Here is an 18695-nt window from a genome sequence, read left to right as displayed (position 1 = left end):
GGTCGTCGGATCCTCACCGTTCGTCGGAGTCGTGGCCGCCGTACGCGGCGTCTTCGAGTTCGCTGAGCACCTGTTCCTCGACCAGCTCCGCCAGGGTGGCGACGGTGCCGGAGGTCAGGACGTCCCGGGGGGTCAGCTCGGTGCCGAACGCGTCGTTGGCCCGGGAGGCGATGAGCAGGGCGCGCAAGGAGTCGCCGCCGAGCAGGAAGTAGTCGTCCTCGGCGCCCACCGTCGTGCCGAGCGCCTCCTCCCAGATCCCGGCCAGCACCTCCTCGGTGGGCGTGCGCGGGGGCACGTGACCCGCCGGTTTCTCCTCGGGGGCCGTCGCCGGGGCGGGCAGCGCGGACCGGTCGGTCTTGCCGTTCTCGGTGAGCGGGAAGCGCGGCAGCGCCACGAACGCCGAGGGGATCATGGCGGCGGGCAGGGTGCGGGCGGCCAGGGCGCGCAGTTCGGCCGGGGCGGGGGTGTCGTGACCGGGCGCGGTGAGCAGGTGGGCGACCAGGCGGGGCGAGCCCGGTTCGTCCTCGCGGACGCTCACCACCGCGTCCAGGACGGCCGGGTGGGCGACCAGCGCGGCTTCGACCTCGCCGGCCTCGATGCGGTGGCCGCGCAGCTTGAGCTGGTGGTCGGTCCGCCCCAGGTAGTGGGTCTCGCCGCGGGCGTCGCGGCGCACCAGGTCGCCGGTGCGGTACATCCGGGTGCCGGGCGGGCCGAACGGATCGGCGGCGAACCGGGCCGCGGTGAGGCCGGGCCTGCCGAGGTAGCCGCGGGCGAGGCCGGGGCCGCTCAGCCAGAGTTCGCCGGGCACGCCGTCGGGGACCGGGCGCCGTCGGGCGTCCAGGACGTAGGCGCCGGTGGCGGGCAGCGGGCGGCCGATCGGGGGCGCCGCGCCGTCGGCCCGCAGGGGCGCGGACCACAGGGCGACGACGGTGGCCTCGGTGGGGCCGTAGGAGTTGACCATGCGGTGGTGCGGCGCCCACCGGGCGACGAGGTCGGCGCCGCAGGTGTCGGCGCCGACGATCAGCGTCTTCAGGTCGCCCAGGGTGCCGGGGACGTCGGCGGGTACGGTGGCCAGCGCGGCCGGCGGCAGCAGCGTGTGCGTGATCCGCCCCGCGCGCAGCACGTCGGCCAGTTCCGCGCCGAGCAGCGGGCCCGTGCGGGGTACGACCAGGCCGGCGCCGTGCGGCAGGGACATGCACAGCTCCAGCACGGACGCGTCGAAGCTCGGTGTGGCGAAGGCGAGGACGCGGTCGCCCTCGGACACCTGGTAGTGGGCGGCCTCGGCGGCGCAGAACGCGGCGAGCCCGCGGTGCGTGACGACGACGCCCTTGGGGCGGCCGGTCGAGCCGGAGGTGTAGATGACGTAGGCGGGGTCCTCCAGATGGAGGGGGCGGGTGCGGTCGGCGTCGGTGGGCCGGTGGGCGGGCGCCTCGTTCCCGGTCGCGGCCAGCAGGCCGGCGACCTCACCGGCGTCCAGGGTGAGGGCGGGTGCCGCGTCGCGCAGCATCAGCGCGATCCGCTCCGGCGGGTAGCCGGGGTCCACGGGCAGGAACGCCGCGCCTGCCTTGAGCACGGCGAGCTGGGCCAGCACCATGTCGGCCGAGCGCGGCAGGACCAGGGCCACGAGGCCGCCGGGGCCCGCGCCGCGGGCGATGAGCCGGTGGGCGAGCGTACTGGCGCGGGCGTCGGTCTCGGCGAAGGTCAGCAGCCGTCCGCCTTCGGTGAGCGCGGGCGCGTCCGGAGTGCGGTCCGCGGCGGCCTCGATCAGGTCGGCCAGCAGGGCCGGGGGCGGCGGGGCGAGGTCCGGCCGTTTCGGCTGGTGCAGCACCTGGGCGCGCAGCGCGGGCGGCAGGACGTCGATGTCGTCCGGCGTCACGGTGTCGTCGGCGCCGGCCACGGCGCGCAGGGTGTGCAGCAGTTGCCCGGCCAGCGAGCCGGCGGTGGCGGCGTCGAAGCACCGCTCGTCGTAGCCGAGTTCGACGGCGAGCCGGTCGCCCGGGGAGACGACGACGGTGAGGGGGTAGTTGGTGGCCTCCCTGGCGTCCAGGTCGCGGACGGTGAGGCCGTGGGCGCCCGCGGTGGCGTCACCGACCGGGTAGTTCTCGAAGACCATCAGCGAGTCGAACATCTCGGTGCCGGGCGGCAGGTGTGTCAGACCGCGCAGTTCGCCCAGCGGCATGTGCTCGAAGCGGCGGTCCTCGGCCCTGGCCTCCTGCACGGCGCGCAGCCAGGCCCCGCAGGTGGCGGAGGTGTCGACGGCGATCCGGGCGGGCAGGGTGGTGATGAACAGGCCGGTGACGGTGTCGGCGCCGGGCAGGTCGGCGGGGCGGCCGGAGACGGTGGCGCCGAAGCACACCTGGTCCTCCCCGCTCCAGCGCGCCAGCAGCAGGGCCCAGGCGCCCTGCGCGACGGTGTTGAGCGTGAGGCGGTGGCGCCGGGCGAATTCCTGGAGCCGTTTCGTGTCCTCGGTGCCGAGGCGGTGCGAGAGCCAGGTGCCGGAGCGGGCGGGGCGTCCGGGGGCGGGCCTGCGGTCGTACGGCAGCGGGGTGGGGGCGGCGAGGTCCGCGAGGACGCCGCTCCAGTGCTCGCGGGCGCGGGAGGTGTCCTGGCCGGCCAGCCAGGCGGCGTAGTCGGCGAACGGCCTGCGCTCGGGCAGCCGGGGCAGCTCGCCCCGGGCGAGGGCGGCGTGCGCGGCCATGACGTCGGACAGGACGTGGAAGACACTCCAGCCGTCCAGCAGGACGTGGTGGAACGTCCACACCACGCGCACGGAGTCCGGCCCGAGCCGGATCAGGGTGACGCGCAGCAGCGGGGCCCGGTCCAGGGCGAGGCCGCGCTCGCGTTCGCCGGCGAGCAGCCGTTCCAGCTCCGCCGGGCGCCGCTCGTCCGGTACGGCGCTCCAGTCGAGTTCGGTGACGGGCAGGGTGACGTGCCGGTGGACGATCTGGAGGGGCACGGGCAGGTCGCGCAGGGCCACGGAGGTGCGCAGCACGGGGGTGCGGTCCACGACGTGCCGCCAGGCGTCGGCGAGGACGCCGGGGTCGCGGGCGCCGTCCGCGACGAAGGTGATCTGCTCGACGTACAGGCCGTGTTCGGCGTCGTCCAGGCCGTGCACGACCATCCCGGTCTGGGTGGGGGTGAGGGGGTAGACGTCGGCGATGCCGGTGCCCGTGCCGACGAGCCGGTCGACGGCGGCCTGGTCCAGGCGGGCCAGCGGAAAGTCGGACGGGGTGCGGCCGCCGGCGCCGGGTTCCGCGCAGTGCCGGACGACGGCGCGCAGCTCGGCGGCCAGTTCCGCGGCGAGGCGGGCGACGGTCTCGCGGTGGTGCACCTCGTGGGAGTACGACCAGGTGAACTCCAGCCGGCCGCCGCTGACCCGGCCCAGCACGTCCAGCAGGTACGGCCGCTCGGCCGTCCGGTCCGTACCGCCGGTGAGCCCCCGGTACGGCGTGTGCAGCAGCCCGCCCGGGGGTGTGCCGGCGTCCTGCCGTCCCAGGTAGTTGAAGCAGATCTCCGGGAGTCCGGGCAGTCCCGTGGCGGCCGTCGGGTGCAGGAAGCGCAGGGCGCCGTGGCCGACGCCGCCGTGCGGTACGGCCCGCAGGCTCTCCTTGACGGCCTTCAGGGCGGCGCCGGTGTCCGCGTCGCGGGGCACGTCGAGGGCGACCGGGTACAGGGTGGTGAACCAGCCGACGGTGCGGGCCAGGTCGACGTCCTCGAACAAGTCCTCGCGGCCGTGGCCCTCCAGCGTGACCGCGACCCGGTCGCGTCCGGTCCAGCGGGTCAGGACGCGGCCCAGTGCGTACAGCAGGACGTCGTTGATCCGGGTGCGGTAGACCTCGGGCACGTCCTGGAGCAGCCGGCGGGTGTCGTCCTCGTCCAGGCCGGCCGTGACGTCGCGTTCCTCGGCGGCGGTGTTGCGGCCGGCTCCGTCGGTGGGCAGGCGGGTGCCGGTGTCGAGGCCGCGCCAGTGGGCGAGTTCGGCGTCGAAGCCGCCGGAGACGGTGTGCGCGGTCAGCCGCCGGGCCCAGGCGGCGAAGGAGGTGCCCTTGGCGCCGAGGCTCGGGCGTTCGCCCGCGGCCAGGGCGCGGTAGGCGGCATCCAGGTCCTCCAGGAGGATCCGCCAGGACACCGCGTCCACGACGAGGTGGTGTGCCGCCAGCACCAGCACCGGCCGTCCGCCGTCCCCGGGCCGGTACAGCGCGGCCCGCAGCAGCGGTCCTGCGGCCAGGTCGAAGCCGGCGGCGAGGGCGTCCACCGCGTCAGGGGCCGGCGCGGTCTCGTGGACCTCCAGGTGCGGGGCGGCGCCCGGCGGGTCGGCGTGCTGGCGCCGCCCTCCGTCGCCGTCCGCCGGGAAACGCAGTCGCAGCGCGTCGTGATGGTCCAGCAGGGCTGCCAGGGCACCGCGCAGCAGGCTCTCGTCGGGGTCGTGGGACAGGTGGTGGGAGACGGCCTGGGTGAAGTGGCCGGGGTCGCCGGGCAGGGTGTCGAGCAGCCAGTGCTGTACGGGGGTGAGCGGGATGTCGCCGCTCACCGGGCCCTGTTCGGCGACGGCCGCCCGGGTGGGCACCTGCGCGGAGACGGCGGCGAGTTCGGCGAGGCTCTGGTGGGTGAACAGGTGCCGGGGGGTGAGGGCGAGGCCTGCCCGGCGGGCGGCGGAGACGATCTGGATGCCGAGGATGGAGTCGCCGCCGAGGGTGAAGTAGTTGTCGTCGGCCCCGACCTCGGGCACCCCGAGGACGTCGGCCCAGATGGCGGCGAGGGTCCGCTCCGCGGGGGTGCTCGGCATCCGCCGGACCCCCTGGACGGCGGCGGCCCACTCCGGGTCGGGCAGCGCCCCGCGGTCGAGCTTGCCGGTGACACCGAGCGGCAGTCGCTCCAGCGGGACCACGGCAGCGGGCACGAGATGGTCCGGCAGGCTGCGGGCGAGGAAGGCGCGCAGTTCGGCGGCGTCCGGCAGGCCGGTGTCGCGGGGCACGGCGTAGCCCACCAGACGGCGATGGCCGTCGCGCTCGACGACCCGGGCCGCCGCCTGGGCGACCGCCGGGTGGCGGGACAGGGCGGCCTCCACCTCTCCGAGTTCGATGCGGAACCCGCGCACCTTGACCTGGTCGTCGTCGCGGCCGAGGTAGACGAGCTGGCCGTCGGTGCTCCAGCGCACCCGGTCGCCGGTGCGGTACATCCGGCTGCCGGGCGGCCCGTAGGGGTCGGCCAGGAGCCGGGACGCGGTCAGACCGGGCCGGCGCAGATAGCCGCGGGCGACGCCGGCGCCCGCGAGGAACAGCTCACCCGGGGCGCCGACGGGGACCGGGCGCAGCCGCTCGTCCAGGACGTAGGCGCGGGTGGCGCCGACGGGCCTGCCGATCGGCGGGTCGCGGTCGGGGTCGGCGGGGTCGCAGGTGAAGGCGGTGGCGTAGACGGTGGCCTCGGTGGGCCCGTAGATGTTGCGGACCTCGCAGCCGGGGACCGCCTCCCGCACCCGGCGGACGGTGCGAGCGGGCAGCCCCTCCCCCGCGAGCACCACGGTGTCCGCGTCGACGTGCACGGCGCCCTCGGCGAGCAGCCGGTCCAGGGCGGAGGGAACCGCGCTGAGCAGTCCGGCGCGCCAGGGCTCACGGCGCTCGGCGAGGGCGAGGAGGTCGCGCACCACCTCCACACAGCCGCCGGACAGCAGCGGAGAGAAGATCTCGAAGACGGACACGTCGAAGTTGAGCGAGGTGGACGCCACCACGTGCGCGAGGCCCCGGCCGGTGAACTCGGCGGCGGCCCAGTCGGTCAGGGCCAGCACCGAGGTGTGGGCGACGACGACGCCCTTGGGGATGCCGGTGGAGCCGGAGGTGTGGATGACGTAGGCGGGGTGGGCGGGCAGCAGGGGGCCACGCCGTTCGTGGTCGCCCACGGGGGCGGCGGACAGCGCGTCGAAGTCCGCCGCGTCGTCGAGCACGATCCGGGTGCACGGTCCCTGCGGCAGCCGTCCGGCGGTGGTGGCGCCGGTGATCACCGCGTCCGGGCGTACGTCGTCCAGGAGGAACGCGACGCGCTCGGCCGGGTACTGGGGGTCCACCGGAAGGTAGGCGGCGCCGCTCTTGAGGACGGCCAGCAGCGCCACCACGAGGTCCGCGGTACGCGGCAGGCACACGGCGACGAACCTCTCGGGGCCCGCGCCGGCGGCGATGAGGCGGCGGGCCAGCCGGTTGGAGCGCTCGTCGAGTTCGCGGTAGGTGAGGAGCCGGTCGCCGCTGCGGACCGCGAGGGCCTCGGGGGTGCGCTCCGCCTGGCGCGCGAACGCCTGCGGCAGGGTGCCGTGCGGCGCGGGCGCGGGCGTTCCGCCGTACCGGGCGAGCAGGTCGGGGCCGCGCTCGGCGTCCAGGAGCGGAAGGTCGGCCAGGCGGACGTCGAGGTCGGCGGCCATCGCGGTCAGCAGGGTGCGCAGGCTCTCGCCGAGCCCCGCGACGGTGGCGGCGTCGAAGGCGGCGGGGTCGTAGTCGAGGTGGACGGACAGAGTGCGGCCGGGCGCGACGACCACGCTGAGCGCGTAGTTGGTCGGCTCCAGGTCGCGTTCCTGCTCCACGGCCAGGCCGTGCCGGTGCAGCGCGTTCTCGTCGAAGGGGTAGTTCTCGAAGACCACGATGGAGTCGAACAGGCCGCTGCCGCCGGGGATCTCGCTCCAGGCCTGCAGCTGGGCGAGTGACACGAACTCGTGGCGGCGCGCCTCGGACTGGGCGGCCTGGAGTTCGCGGAGCCACTCCGGCAGCGGACGGCGTCCGTCCACCCGGATCCGCGTGGGCAGCGTGTTGATGAACAGGCCCACCATCGAGGTGACGCCGGGCAGTTCGGCGGGCCGCCCGGAGACGGTCGTGCCGAAGACGACGTCGTCGCCACCGCCGTAGCGGGACAGCAGCAGCGCCCAGGCTCCCTGGAGAACGGTGTTGACGGTCAGGCCCGCCTGCTGCGCGGTCTCCCGCAGCCGCCCTGTGGCCCCGGCGTCCAGGGTGACCAGCACCGTGCCGGACGAGGAGTCGCGGTGGGCGCCGGCGGCCCGCCGGTCGCGGGGCAGTTCGGTGGGGGCGGCGAAGCCGGCGAGGGCGCCGCGCCAGTACCGTTCGGCCCGGCCGGCGTCCTGGGCGGTCAGCCAGCGCAGGTACGCGGTGAACGGCCTGCGGTCGGGCACGTCGGGGACGGCTCCGGCGGCGAGGGCGGCATAGCGTTCGCAGACCTCGTCGAAGACCTGGGCGGCGCTCCAGCCGTCGAGCAGGACGTGGTGGAAGGTCCACACCATCCGCACCCGGTCCTCGGCGAGCCGGATCAGGGTCACCCGCATCAGGGGCGCGGAGGCGAGGTCGACGCCTGCCTCCCGGTCCTTGGCGAGCAGCCTGTCGAGTTCGTGCGCGCGCCGGCCGTCGGGAAGCGTGGTCCAGTCGTGGTGGGCGACGGGCACGGTGGCGCGGTGCTGGACGACCTGGAGCGGTTCGGGGGTGTCCTGCCACACCAGGCGGGTGCGCAGGGCCGGGTTTGCGTCGGCGGTGCGCTGCCACGCCTCGGCGAGCAGCAGCGGGTCGGTGACGCCGTGCAGCACCAGTTGCACCTGGTTGACGTAGGTGCGGCCGTCGGGGTCGAGCAGGCTGTGGAAGAGCATGCCTGCCTGCATGGGCGTGAGCGGGTACACGTCGGCGACGTCGCGTCCGTCCCCGCAGACGTGGTCCACGGCCGCCTGGTCCAGGCGGGCCAGGGGGAAGTCCGACGGGGTGCGGCCGCCCGCCTCGGGGCGGGCGCAGTGGGCGACGATGTCCTCGACCGCGCCCAGCATGGCCCGGGCGAGCCGGGTGACGGTGTCCTGGTGGTGGCGTGTCCGGCTGTGGTACCAGGTGATCTCCAGCTGCCCGTCCTCGACGCGGGCGACCACGTCCAGCAGGTGGGGGCGCTCGGTGCCGGGCGCCTCGGCGCCGCCGAGACCGCCGGGCACCGCGCCCACCAGGGCGGCGTCGGCGGCGGTCCAGTCGAAGCGGCCCAGGTAGTTGAAGCTGACGGCGGGCACGGGGGTGCCGGTGAGCCGTGGGTCGTGGGCGAGGTGACGCAGGACGCCGTAGCCGAGGCCCCGTTCGGGGACGGCGCGCAGCTGTTCCTTGACCGATTTCAGCGCCGTTCCCCAGTCGGCCGCGGGAACGCTGAGGGCGACGGGGTAGAGCGAGGTGAACCAGCCGACCGTGCGGGACAGGTCGATGTCCTCGAAGAGCTGGTCCTCGCGCCCGTGCCCTTCCAGGCCGACGGCGACGGTGTCGTGGCCGCTCCACCGGGCGAGCACCCGGCCGAGCGCGGCGAGGAGGACGTCGTCGACGCGGGTGCCGTAGACGCCGGGGACCTCGCGCAGCAGGGCGGTGGTGCGGACGGCGTCCAGGCGTACGGTCACCTCGTCGACGTCGGCCGCGGTGTTGGAGCCGTCGCCGTCCGCGGGCAGCGGGAGGGCGCAGTGCCAGGCGACGTGCTCCCAGTGGTCGAGGTGAGCGGCGAACTCGCCCTGACGGGCGCGGAGCCGCTCGGCCCACTCCTTCACGGAGGTGGTGCGCGCGGGAAGCCGTACGGGCTCGCCGGCGACGGCCTGCCGGTAGGCGGTCTCCAGGTCCTCCAGCAGCACGCGCCAGGAGACGCCGTCGACGACCAGGTGGTGCACGGCCAGCAGCAGCCGGTCCGGGCGGGCGCCGTCGGCGGTGAACAGGCGGGCGGTGAGCAGCGGTCCGGTCTCCGGGCGGAGTCCGGCGTGCGCCGCGGCCGTCAGCTCGGCCTCGGCCCGTTCGGCGCTGCCGTCGTCGGCGCGCGGGTCGAGCGGGCAGACCTGCAGGAGGTCGGGTACGGGGGCGTCGGCGGGGGTGACGTGCTGGCGCCAGGAGTCCTCACCGGCGCTCCCGTCGGCGGGCCGGGTGTCGGTGAACCGGGCGCGCAGCGCGTCGTGGTGCGTCCACAGGGCGGTCAGGGCGTCGCGCAGGGCGGCCGGGTCGACGGGGGCGGGCGCTTCCACGACGACGGACTGGTTGAAGAACTCGGCGTGGGCGGGGCGCGGATCGAGGAACCAGTGCTGGATCGGGGTCAGTCCGGCTTCGCCGCTGAGCGGTTCGGCGCCCGCGACCCGGGTGGCGGTGCCGCTGACGGCGGCCAGTTCGGCCACGGTGGGGTGCCGGAACACCTCGCGCGGGGTGAGGGCCAGTCCCGCCGTCCGGGCGCGGGAGGCGACCTGGATGCTGAGGATGGAGTCGCCGCCGAGCATGAAGAAGTTGTCGTCGGCGCCGACCTGCCGCACGCCGAGCAGTTCGGCCCAGATGCCGGCCAGGAGTTCTTCGGCCCTGCCGCGCGGGGGGCGGTAGGCCCGGTCGGCTCCGGCCGACCAGTCGGGGGCGGGCAGCCGGTGCCGGTCGACCTTGCCGTTGGCGGTGAGCGGGAGTTCGGACACGGTGACGAAGGCGGCGGGCACCATGTAGTCGGGCAGTCCGTCCGCCAGGTGGGCGCGCAGTCGCGCGGCGGTGGGCACCGTCGCGCCGGCGGCCGGGACGACGTAGGCGGCCAGGCGCTTGCGTCCGCCGTCCTGATGGAGGCGGACGACCGCTTCGGCGAGGTCCGGGTGCGCGGTGAGCCGGGCCTCGATCTCGGCGGGTTCCACACGGAAGCCGCGGATCTTGATCTGGTCGTCGGTCCGGCCGACGAAGTGCAGCTCGCCCTCGCCGCTCCAGCGCACCACGTCGCCGGTGCGGTACATCCGGGTGCCGGGCGGGCCGAACGGGTCGGCGACGTAGCGGGCGGCGGTCGCGCCGGGGCGCCCGACGTAGCCCCGGGCCAGTCCTGCGCCCGCGATGTACAGCTCGCCGGGGATGCCCGGGGGCTGTGGACGCAGGGCGGCGTCCAGGACGTGGACGCGGGTGTTCCGCAGCGGGCGGCCGATGGGCAGGACGGCGGGCAGCGGATCGCCGGCGCGGAAGGGGCGGCAGGTGGCGAACGTGGTGGTCTCCGTGGGGCCGTAGCCGTCCACCACGGTCAGTCCGGGGCAGGCGTCCAGGACGCGGCGGACGGCCGCGCCGGGCACGGCCTCGCCGCCGGTCCACACCTGGCGGGCGCCGCTCAGGCAGCCGGGGTCGTCCTGGGCGAGGAGACGGAACAGGCCGGAGGTCAGCCACAGGTGGCTCACCTTCTGGTCCCGTACGGCGTGGCGTACCGCCGCCGCGTCGAGATCGGCCTGCGGGGCGAGGACGGCCGTGCCGCCGCGCAGCAGCGGGACCCACACTTCGTAGGTGGTGGCGTCGAAGGCGTGCGGGGAGTGCACGAGGACCCGGTCGTGGCCGTCGAAGCAGCGGTCCAGGGCGAGCGCGGCCACGTCCCGCTGCCGTACCGCCACGCCCTTGGGCACGCCGGTGGATCCGGAGGTGAACATGACGTACTGCACGTTGTCGGGGTGCACGGGGACGGCGGCAGGCGTGCGGGGGGCGGACGCCGCCGGGGTGTCGGCGCGTACGACCTCGCCGTCGGGCAGCGTCTCGTGCGCCGTGCTCTCCCAGGCGGCGTCGGTGAGCAGCAGCTCCGCTCCCGCTTCGGCCAGGATGCGGCGCAGCCGGCCGGCCGGGGCGCGGCCGTCCAGCGGGACGCAGACCCCGCCGGTGCGGACCAGGGCGAGCTGGGTGACGATCAGGTGGATCGAGCGGTCCATCAGCACGCCGACCGGGCGCTCGGCGCGCACGCCGAGGCCGGTCAGCAGGGCGGCCGTCGCGGCCGCCCGCTCGTCGAGTTCCCCGTAGGTGAGGCGCTCGTCCCCGGCCTCCAGGGCGACGGCGTCGGGGGTTCGGGCGGCCTGGGCCGCGAACAGGCCGGCGACCGTGGTGTCGGGCGACTCGGCGGCGGTGGCGTTCCATTCGTCGAGCACCTGGGTGCGGCGCCGCGGGGTGAGCAGCGGCAGCCGGGCGGGCGGGAGCGCGGCCGAGTCCGGCATGCCGGTCAGCAGGGCGGAGAGGTACTCGGCGGTCCGGTGGACGGTGTCGGCGTCGAACAGTCGCGGGTCGTAGCCGAGACGCAGGGTCAGCTCGGTGCCCGGGTAGGCGACCAGGCTGAGCGGGTAATTGGTGCTCTCGACGCCCTCCAGGCCGGTCAGCCGCAGCCCGTGGGCGGCGGCGAGGCCGTCGTCCACCGGGTAGTTCTCGAAGACGACGATGGACTCGAACAGGTTCGTCCGCTCGGGCAGCCCGGTGAGGGCGCGCATCCGGGTGAGGGGCAGGTGGTCGAAGCGGCGGTCCTCGCTCTGGTCCCGCTGGAGCCCGCGCAGCCATTCCAGCAGCGTTCCCTGCGCGGGGACGGCGACGCGGGTGGGCAGGGTGGTGATGAAGAGGCCGGTCATGGCGTCCGCGCCGGGCAGTTCGGCCGGGCGGCCGGAGACGGTGGTGCCGAAGACGACCTCGTCGCGTCCCGCGTAGCGGGCCAGCAGCACGGCCCAGGCGCCCTGGACAAGGGTGTTGAGGGTGAGGCCCGAGGTCCGGGCGAGGCCTTCCAGCGCGCGGGTGGCGTCGGCGGGCAGGGTGACGCGCACCTCGCGGGTGGACTCGCTGCGGTGGCTCTCGTGGGGTTCGCGGTCGTAGGGCAGCGCGGTGGCCTCGTCCAGCCCGGACAGGCGGTCGCGCCAGTGCCGTTCGGCCTCGTCCGGGTCGCGGGTGGCCAGCCAGGTGAGGTAGTCCCGGTAGGGAGGACGTTCCGGGAGGGCGTCCGGTGCGGTCCCGGCGTGCTGGGCGAACACGTCGGAGAGCACCTGGAACAGGCTCCAGCCGTCGAGGACCAGGTGGTGGAAGGTCCACACGACGCGGACCACGGTGTCGGAGACGCGGGCGAGCACCAGGCGCTGGAGCGGGGCGCGGGTCAGGTCGATGCCGTTCTCCCGGTCGCGGGCCAGCAGTTCCCGCAGCCGGTCGTCGCGCTCCTCGGGGGTCAGCGGGCGCCAGTCCAGGTGGGTGACCGGCACGGGGGCGTGCCGCTCGACGACCAGGAGGGGTTCGGGCACGTCCTCCCAGACGGCGCGACCGCGCAGCACCTCGGTGCGCTCGGTCACCCGCTGCCAGGCGTCGGCGAGGGCCCGCGGTTCGGGTACGCCGTCCAGGGCGAAGGTGAGCTGCTGGAGGTAGACGCCGCGGTCGTCCTGGGAGACGCCGTGGAAGAGCATGCCGCTCTGGGTCGGTGTCAGGGGCAGGACGTCCTGGACGGCGGCCGGGTCGTCGCCGGTGACGTGGTCCACGGCCTGCTGGTCGAGCCGGGCCAGCGGGAAGTCGGACGGGGTGCGTCCCGCGGTGCCGGGCTTGGAGGCGTGGCGGGCGAGGTCGGCCAGCGCGTCGGCGTAGCGCCGCGCCAGGGCCTCGACCGTGTCCCGGCGGTGCAGCCGGTCGGAGTAGAACCAGCGGAACTCCAGGGTGTCGCCGTCCAGTCGGCCGACGAGCTCCAGGGGGTGCGGGCGGGGGGCGTCGGGGTCGGCGTCCAGCTCCAGCGGCCGCAGCACCGACCGGCACAGGCCGTCGGGACCGTCCGGGAGACCCATCCTGCCCAGGTAGTTGAAGCTGACCTGCGCGGCGGGGGCGCTTTGCGCTGCGGGTCCGGCCAGGCGGCGCAGCACGTCGTGGCCCAGGCCGTGCAGCGGGACGGCCCGCAGCTGTTCCTTGACCTGTTTGAGCACGGCGTCCCAGCCGGCGTCCTCGGGCACTCCGAGGGCGAGGGGGTGGCGAGTGGTGAACCAGCCGAGGGTGCGGCTGATGTCCATGTCGGGGAAGAGTTCCTCGCGGCCGTGCCCCTCCACGTCGACCAGCACCCGCTCGTGCCCGCTCCAGGCGCACAGCGCCCGGCCCAGCGCGGCCAGCAGCACGTCGTTGGCCTGCGTGCGGTAGGTGTCCGGCAGGGTACGCAGCAGGACCGCGGTGTCCTCGGCGCTCAGGCGTACGGTGACGGCGCGGGCGGAGGCGTAGGTGTCGGCGCCCGCCAGGTCGGCGGGCAGTTCGCCGCGCGCGCCGAAGACGGCCCCGGCCCAGTACGCCGTCTCGCCGTCGAAGCCGCCGTCGAGGGCGTGCGCGTCGAGCCGGCGGGCCCACTGGCGCAGCGGCGAGGACGGGGCGGACAGCACGCCCGTACCGTCACGGCCCGCCCGGCGGGCCCGGTAGGCGCGGTCGAGGTCTTCGAGAAGCAGTCGCCAGGAGACGCCGTCGACCACCAGATGGTGCGCGGCGAGGTGCAGGGCCGGTCCGCGGCCGGGGCCCCGGTCGTGCAGCACGGCCCGCAGCAGCGGTCCTCGGGCGATGTCGAAGGGGCCGGCGTGCGGGGTGTCGCCGTCGGGTCCGGTGTGGCGGCCCAGCCGCAGGCGGGGGGCGCGCTCGGCGATGTGCCAGCGGATTCCGGCGGCGTCCTCGTGCCGGGTGAAGCGGGAGCGCAGGGCGTCGTGGTGGGCGACCAGGTCGTTCAGCGCGTCCTCCAGCGCCGTCTCGTCCACGTCGTCGGGCACCTGCACGGTGAGCGCCTGGGCGTAGTGGCCGGCGCGCTCTCCCAGCGCCTCGAACAGCCAGTGCTGGATGGGGGTGAGGGGCGCGGCGCCGGTCGCGGCCTCGGGTGGGACGGCGGCGGCCCGTACGGGGGCGGCGGCGTCGGCGCAGCGGGCGAGGGCGGCGACGGTCTGGTGCCGGTAGACGTCACGGGAGGTGATCGCCAGGCCCTCGGCACGGGCGCGGGCGACGACCTGGATGCTGACGATGGAGTCGCCGCCGAGTTCGAAGAAGTTGTCGTCGACGCCGACCCGGTCCACCCGCAGCGCGTCCGCCATGATCGCGGCGAGCGTGCGCTCGGTGCGCGTGCGCGGGGCGACGTGCCGTACGGCGTCCACGGCGGGGCCCGGGTCGGGCAGCCGGCCGCGGTCCAGTTTGCCGTTGGGGCTGAGCGGCAGCGCGGCCAGCACGACGACGGTCGAGGGGACCATGTAGTCCGGCAGCGTGCGGCCCAACTCACGTCGTACGGACGCGGGTTCGACCCGCTCCCCCGGCGCCGGGACGACGTAGCCGACCAGGCGGCGGTGGCCGTCGGCGGCGACGGCCGCGGCCTCGGCGATGCCCGTGCAGCTGCGCAGTGCCTCCTCGACCTCGCCCAGTTCGATGCGGAAGCCGCGTACCTTCACCTGCTGGTCGGTCCGGCCGATGTACTCCAGGTCGCCGTCGGCGCGCCGGCGCACCAGGTCGCCGGTGCGGTACATGCGCTCCCCCGGCGCGCCGAACGGGTCGGCGACGAAGCGGGCGGCGGTCAGACCGGCGCGGCCCAGGTAGCCGCGGGCCAGACCGGGACCGCCGAGGTACAGCTCGCCGGTGACGCCGACCGGCTGCGGGCGCCGGAAGCGGTCCAGGACGTAGGTACGGGTGCGGGCCACCGAGCGGCCGATCGGGGGCGCCTGGTCGGGCAGCCGCTCGCCGCCGAACCAGGCGGTGGCGTACACGGTGGCCTCGGTGGGGCCGTAGATGTTGGCGACCTGGCTGCCGGGCATGGCGGCGCGCACTTCCTGCGCGGTCTGGGCCGACAGGGCCTCGCCGGCCAGGACGACGGTGTCCGCGGTGACCGACGGCGTGCCGCCCGCGACCAGGCGGGAGACCACGGAGGGCACTCCGCTGAGCAGCCCGGCGCGGCGGACGCCCGGCTCGTCGGCGAGCGCCGGCAGATCGGCGACGACCTCGACGGTGCCGCCGGTGGTCAGCGGGCACAGCAGCTCGAAGACCGAGACGTCGAAGTTCAGCGAGGTGGAGGCGATGACGTGCCGCAGCCGGTCGGCGCCGAACCGCTCGCGGACCCAGGCGGCCAGCGCGGCGACGCCGCGGTGGGTGACGACGACGCCCTTGGGGCGGCCCGTGGAGCCGGAGGTGTAGATGACGTAGGCGGGGTGGTCCGGCAGGAGGGGGCGGACGGGGACGGCGGTGCCCGGGTCGGTGTCCCCGCTCTCGGGCGCGATGTCCTCCAGCAGGAGGGGCGCGGAGGTCCCGGGCAGGGCGTGGGCGGTCTCGCGGGTGGCGACGACGAGGGCGGGCCGGGCGTCGCCGAGCATGAAGCGGACCCGGTCGGCCGGGTACGCGGGGTCGATGGGCAGGTAGCCCGCGCCGCACTTCAGGACCGCCCACAGGACGGTGACCAGGTCCGCGTCGCGGGGCAGGCACAGCGCCACCAGGGACTCCGGGCCCGCGCCGCGGCCGGCGAACAGCCGGGCCAGTCGGTCCGAGCGCCGGTCGAGCTCGGCGTAGTCGAGCCGGTCGGGGCCGCTGACGACGGCGGTCCGGTCCGGGGTCAGGGCCGCCTGTGCCCGGAACAGGTCGGCGAGCGTGGCGTCACCGGTCGCCCCGGAGGGCAGCGCGGGCGGGTTCCAGGCGTCGACGAGGGTGCGCTGTTCGTCGTCGGAGAGCATGGGCAGCTCCGACAGGGTGCGGTCCGGGCCGTCGGCCAGGCCCTCCAGCAGCCGGTGCAGGTGACGGGCGAGCCGGGCGATGGTCCGGGCGTCGAACAGGTCGGTGTTGTACTCGACGGTGAGCGCGCAGCCGGCGTCGGGACCGGCCTCCGGGGCGAACTCCAGGACGAGGTCGAAACGGGCGGCCGGGCGGGGCAGCGGATGGTCCTCGAAGCGCACGCCGCCGGAGCGTGGCGGGAGCACGGGTCCGGTCTGCTGGACGACCAGGGCCTGCACCAGCGGGGTGCGGCTGGCGTCGCGCGGCGGCGCGAGTTCCTCGACGACCCGGTCGAAGGGCACCGTGTCGTGGGCGAAGGCGTCCAGCACCGTGGCGCGCATGCGCTCGACGAAGCCGTCGACGGTCGCGCGTTCGTCGACCTCGCCACGGAGCACCACCGTGTTGGCGAAGAAGCCTGCCACGTCCTCCAGTTCGCGGTGGGGCCGGCCGTTGGTGACGGTGCCGAACGCCACGTCGCTCTGGCCGGAGTAGCGGGAGAAGAGCAGGGCGGCGGCCGCGGTGTACAGGGTGAACGGGGTGGTGCCCCGGTCACGGGCCAGGCGGTGCAGCCGGGCCACCAGGTCGGCGGTGAGGTGGTGGCGGTGGGCGGCGCCGGCGGTGGTGCGCTCCGGCGGCCGGGCCCGGTCGGTCGGCAGTTCGAGGTGCTGCAGGCCCGACAGGTGCCGCTTCCAGTAGGCGAGGTCGGCGGAGTGCGGGCCGGTGGCGTGCTGCCGCTGCTCCCACACGGCGAAGTCCGGGTACTGGACGACGGGTTCGGGCAGGCCGTCGGGCTCGCCGGTGGCCTCCGCGTGGTGCAGCGCGGCCAGTTCACGGGTGAGGACGCCCACCGACCAGCCGTCGGTGACGATGTGGTGCTGGGCGAGGAGGAGCAGGTGGTCGTCGTCGGCGAGGCGGATCAGCAGTGCCCGGGTGAGCGGGCCGGCGGCCAGGTCGTAGGGGCGGCTCAGCTCCTCGGTGAGAGCGTGCTCGGCGGCCTCGGCGCGCTTGTGCTCGGGCACGGCGGTGAGGTCGGCGGTCCGCAGCGGCAGGTCGGGGTGGGGCGCGACGTGCTGCTCGGCCCGGCCGTCCACCGAGGCGAAGGTGGTGCGCAAGGAGTCGTGGCGGGCCGCGAGGCGGAGCAGGGCGCGGCGCAGCGCCCGGGCATCCAGGGTGCCGCGCAGCCGCAGGGCGGTGCCGGTGTTGTACTCGGCTCCGCCGGCGTTCAGGTCGTCCAGGAACCACAGCCTGCGCTGGGCGCTGGACAGCGGCAGCGCGCCGTCGCGCGGTACGGGGCGCACCGGTTCCCCGGGCCGTGCGGAGCCGGCGTCGGCCAGCGTGGCCAGGGCGGCGACGGTCCGCGCGGTGAAGACGTCCCGCACGGTCAGCCGGACGCCCAGCTCCTCGCGGACGCGGGCGAGAACGCGGGTGGCGAGGATCGAGTCGCCGCCCAGGTCGAGGAAGTCCTCCGTCACGCCGACCTCGGCCACGCCGAGGACGTCGGCCCAGACGGCGGCCAGGGCGCGCTCGGCGGGGGTGCTCGGCGCGACACGGCCGGGGGCGGTGCGGGTGGGGGCGGGCAGGGCGCGCAGGTCGATCTTGTTCTGGGCGGTGAGCGGCAGCCGGTCCAGGACGACCACGGCGGAGGGCACCATGTGCGCGGGGAGCGTGCGGGCCACGGCCGCGCGCAGGGCCGCCGGTTCGGGGCGGGGTCCGGGGCCCGCCGGGGTGATGTAGCCGACCAGGCGCCGGCGGCCGGGTTCGTCCTCGCGGGCCACGACCACGGCGTCCTCGACGCCGTCGGCGTGGCGCAGCGCGGCCTCGATCTCGCCCGGTTCTATGCGGAAGCCGCGGATCTTTATCTGCCGGTCGACGCGGCCGAGGAACTCGATCTCTCCGTCGGCCCTCCGGCGGGCGCGGTCGCCCGTGCGGTACATCCGGGCGCCGGGCGGGCCCGCCGGGTCGGCGAGGAAGCGGGCGGCGGTCAGGCCCGGGCGTCCCAGATAGCCGCGGGCCACCGCCTCGCCGCCGATGAACAGTTCGCCGCTCGTGCCGTCCGGTACGGGCCGCAGCGCGGAGTCCAGGACGTGGATGCGGGTGTGCGGCAGCGCCCGGCCGATGGTGGGGGTGCCCGAGCCGGCGGTCAGCGGGCCGGTCCAGGTGGCGACGATGGTGGCCTCGGTCGGACCGTAGGAGTTGATCATGCGTCGGCCGGGTGCCCACCGGTCGACGAGGGCGGCCGGGCACGACTCGGCCCCCACGATGAGCGTGGTCAGGGACCGTCCGGTGCCGTCCGCCGGGTCGGGCAGGGTGGCGAGGGCCGCCGGCGGGATCAGGGCGTGCGTGATGCGGTGCTGGTCCAGTACGGCCGCGAGTTCCTCGCCCAGCCAGGGGCCCTCGGGCGGGACGACCAGCGTGGCGCCGGACAGGACGGAGACGAACAGTTCCAGGACGGAGGCGTCGAAGCTGGGCGAGGAGAACTGCAGGACGCGGTCGCCGGGGCCTACCGCGTACTGAGCGCCGGCGGCGGCGGTGAAGCCGCCGACGCCGCGATGGGTGACCGTGACGCCTTTGGGCGTTCCGGTGGAGCCGGAGGTGTAGATGACGTAGGCGGCGTGGTCGGGGCCGACGTCGGCTCCGCCGTCCGCTCGCGCGGCCGTTGCGTCCCGTGGTGCGGCGGGCTCCCGCTCCAGCAGGTCCGCTGCCTGACGGGGATCGTCCAGGACCACGGCGGCCGCGGAGTCGGCGAGCATCAGGGCCCGGCGCTCCGCCGGGTAGGCGGGGTCCACGGGCAGGAACACGGCGCCCGAGCGGGCGACGGCCAGTTCGGCCGCGACCAGTTCCATGGAGCGCGGCAGGACCAGGGCGACCACCCGGTCCGGGCCAGCGCCCAGGCCCCGCATGTGACCGGCCATCCGGTCGGCCCGCTGCGACAGTTCCCGGTAGCTCCAGACCCGCCGGCCGTCGGTGAGGGCCGGCGCGTCCGGAGTGCGGGACACCCAGGCGGCGAACAGTTCGCCGAGCGTCGGGAAGGGCCGCACCGCCGGGGACACGGCACCGTCCGGTGCTTCGGCGGCGTGGTCGTCCCGCGGCGCGGGTGCGGGCTTGTCGTGCAGGTCCGTCATGGGTGAAGTCCTTCGGAGGGCAGGGCGATACGGCGCGGGCGGAGGCGGACGGCCCGGGCTGCCGCCGAAGCGGGCGGGCAGGCGGTCGAAGGCGCGGTACGGGCAGGGC

At 75.8% G+C, this 18695-nt stretch carries 1 protein-coding gene; it reads right to left on the bottom strand.

Going from position 1 to position 18695, the window contains the following annotated elements; genetic code table 11:
- Positions 1-13 precede the first annotated feature (13 nt).
- Positions 14-18586 (bottom strand): non-ribosomal peptide synthase/polyketide synthase, encoded by an 18573-nt coding sequence (locus ACIQOE_RS20555; RefSeq protein WP_401412829.1) that lies wholly within the window; start codon positions 18584-18586, stop codon positions 14-16.
- Positions 18587-18695 lie beyond the last annotated feature (109 nt).

This window comes from Streptomyces sp. NPDC091282, from assembly GCF_044757385.1.
Lineage (GTDB): Bacteria > Actinomycetota > Actinomycetes > Streptomycetales > Streptomycetaceae > Streptomyces > Streptomyces gramineus.
Note: the sequence above shows the minus strand (reverse complement) of the source record. Positions and strands in the feature narration are given on the sequence as shown.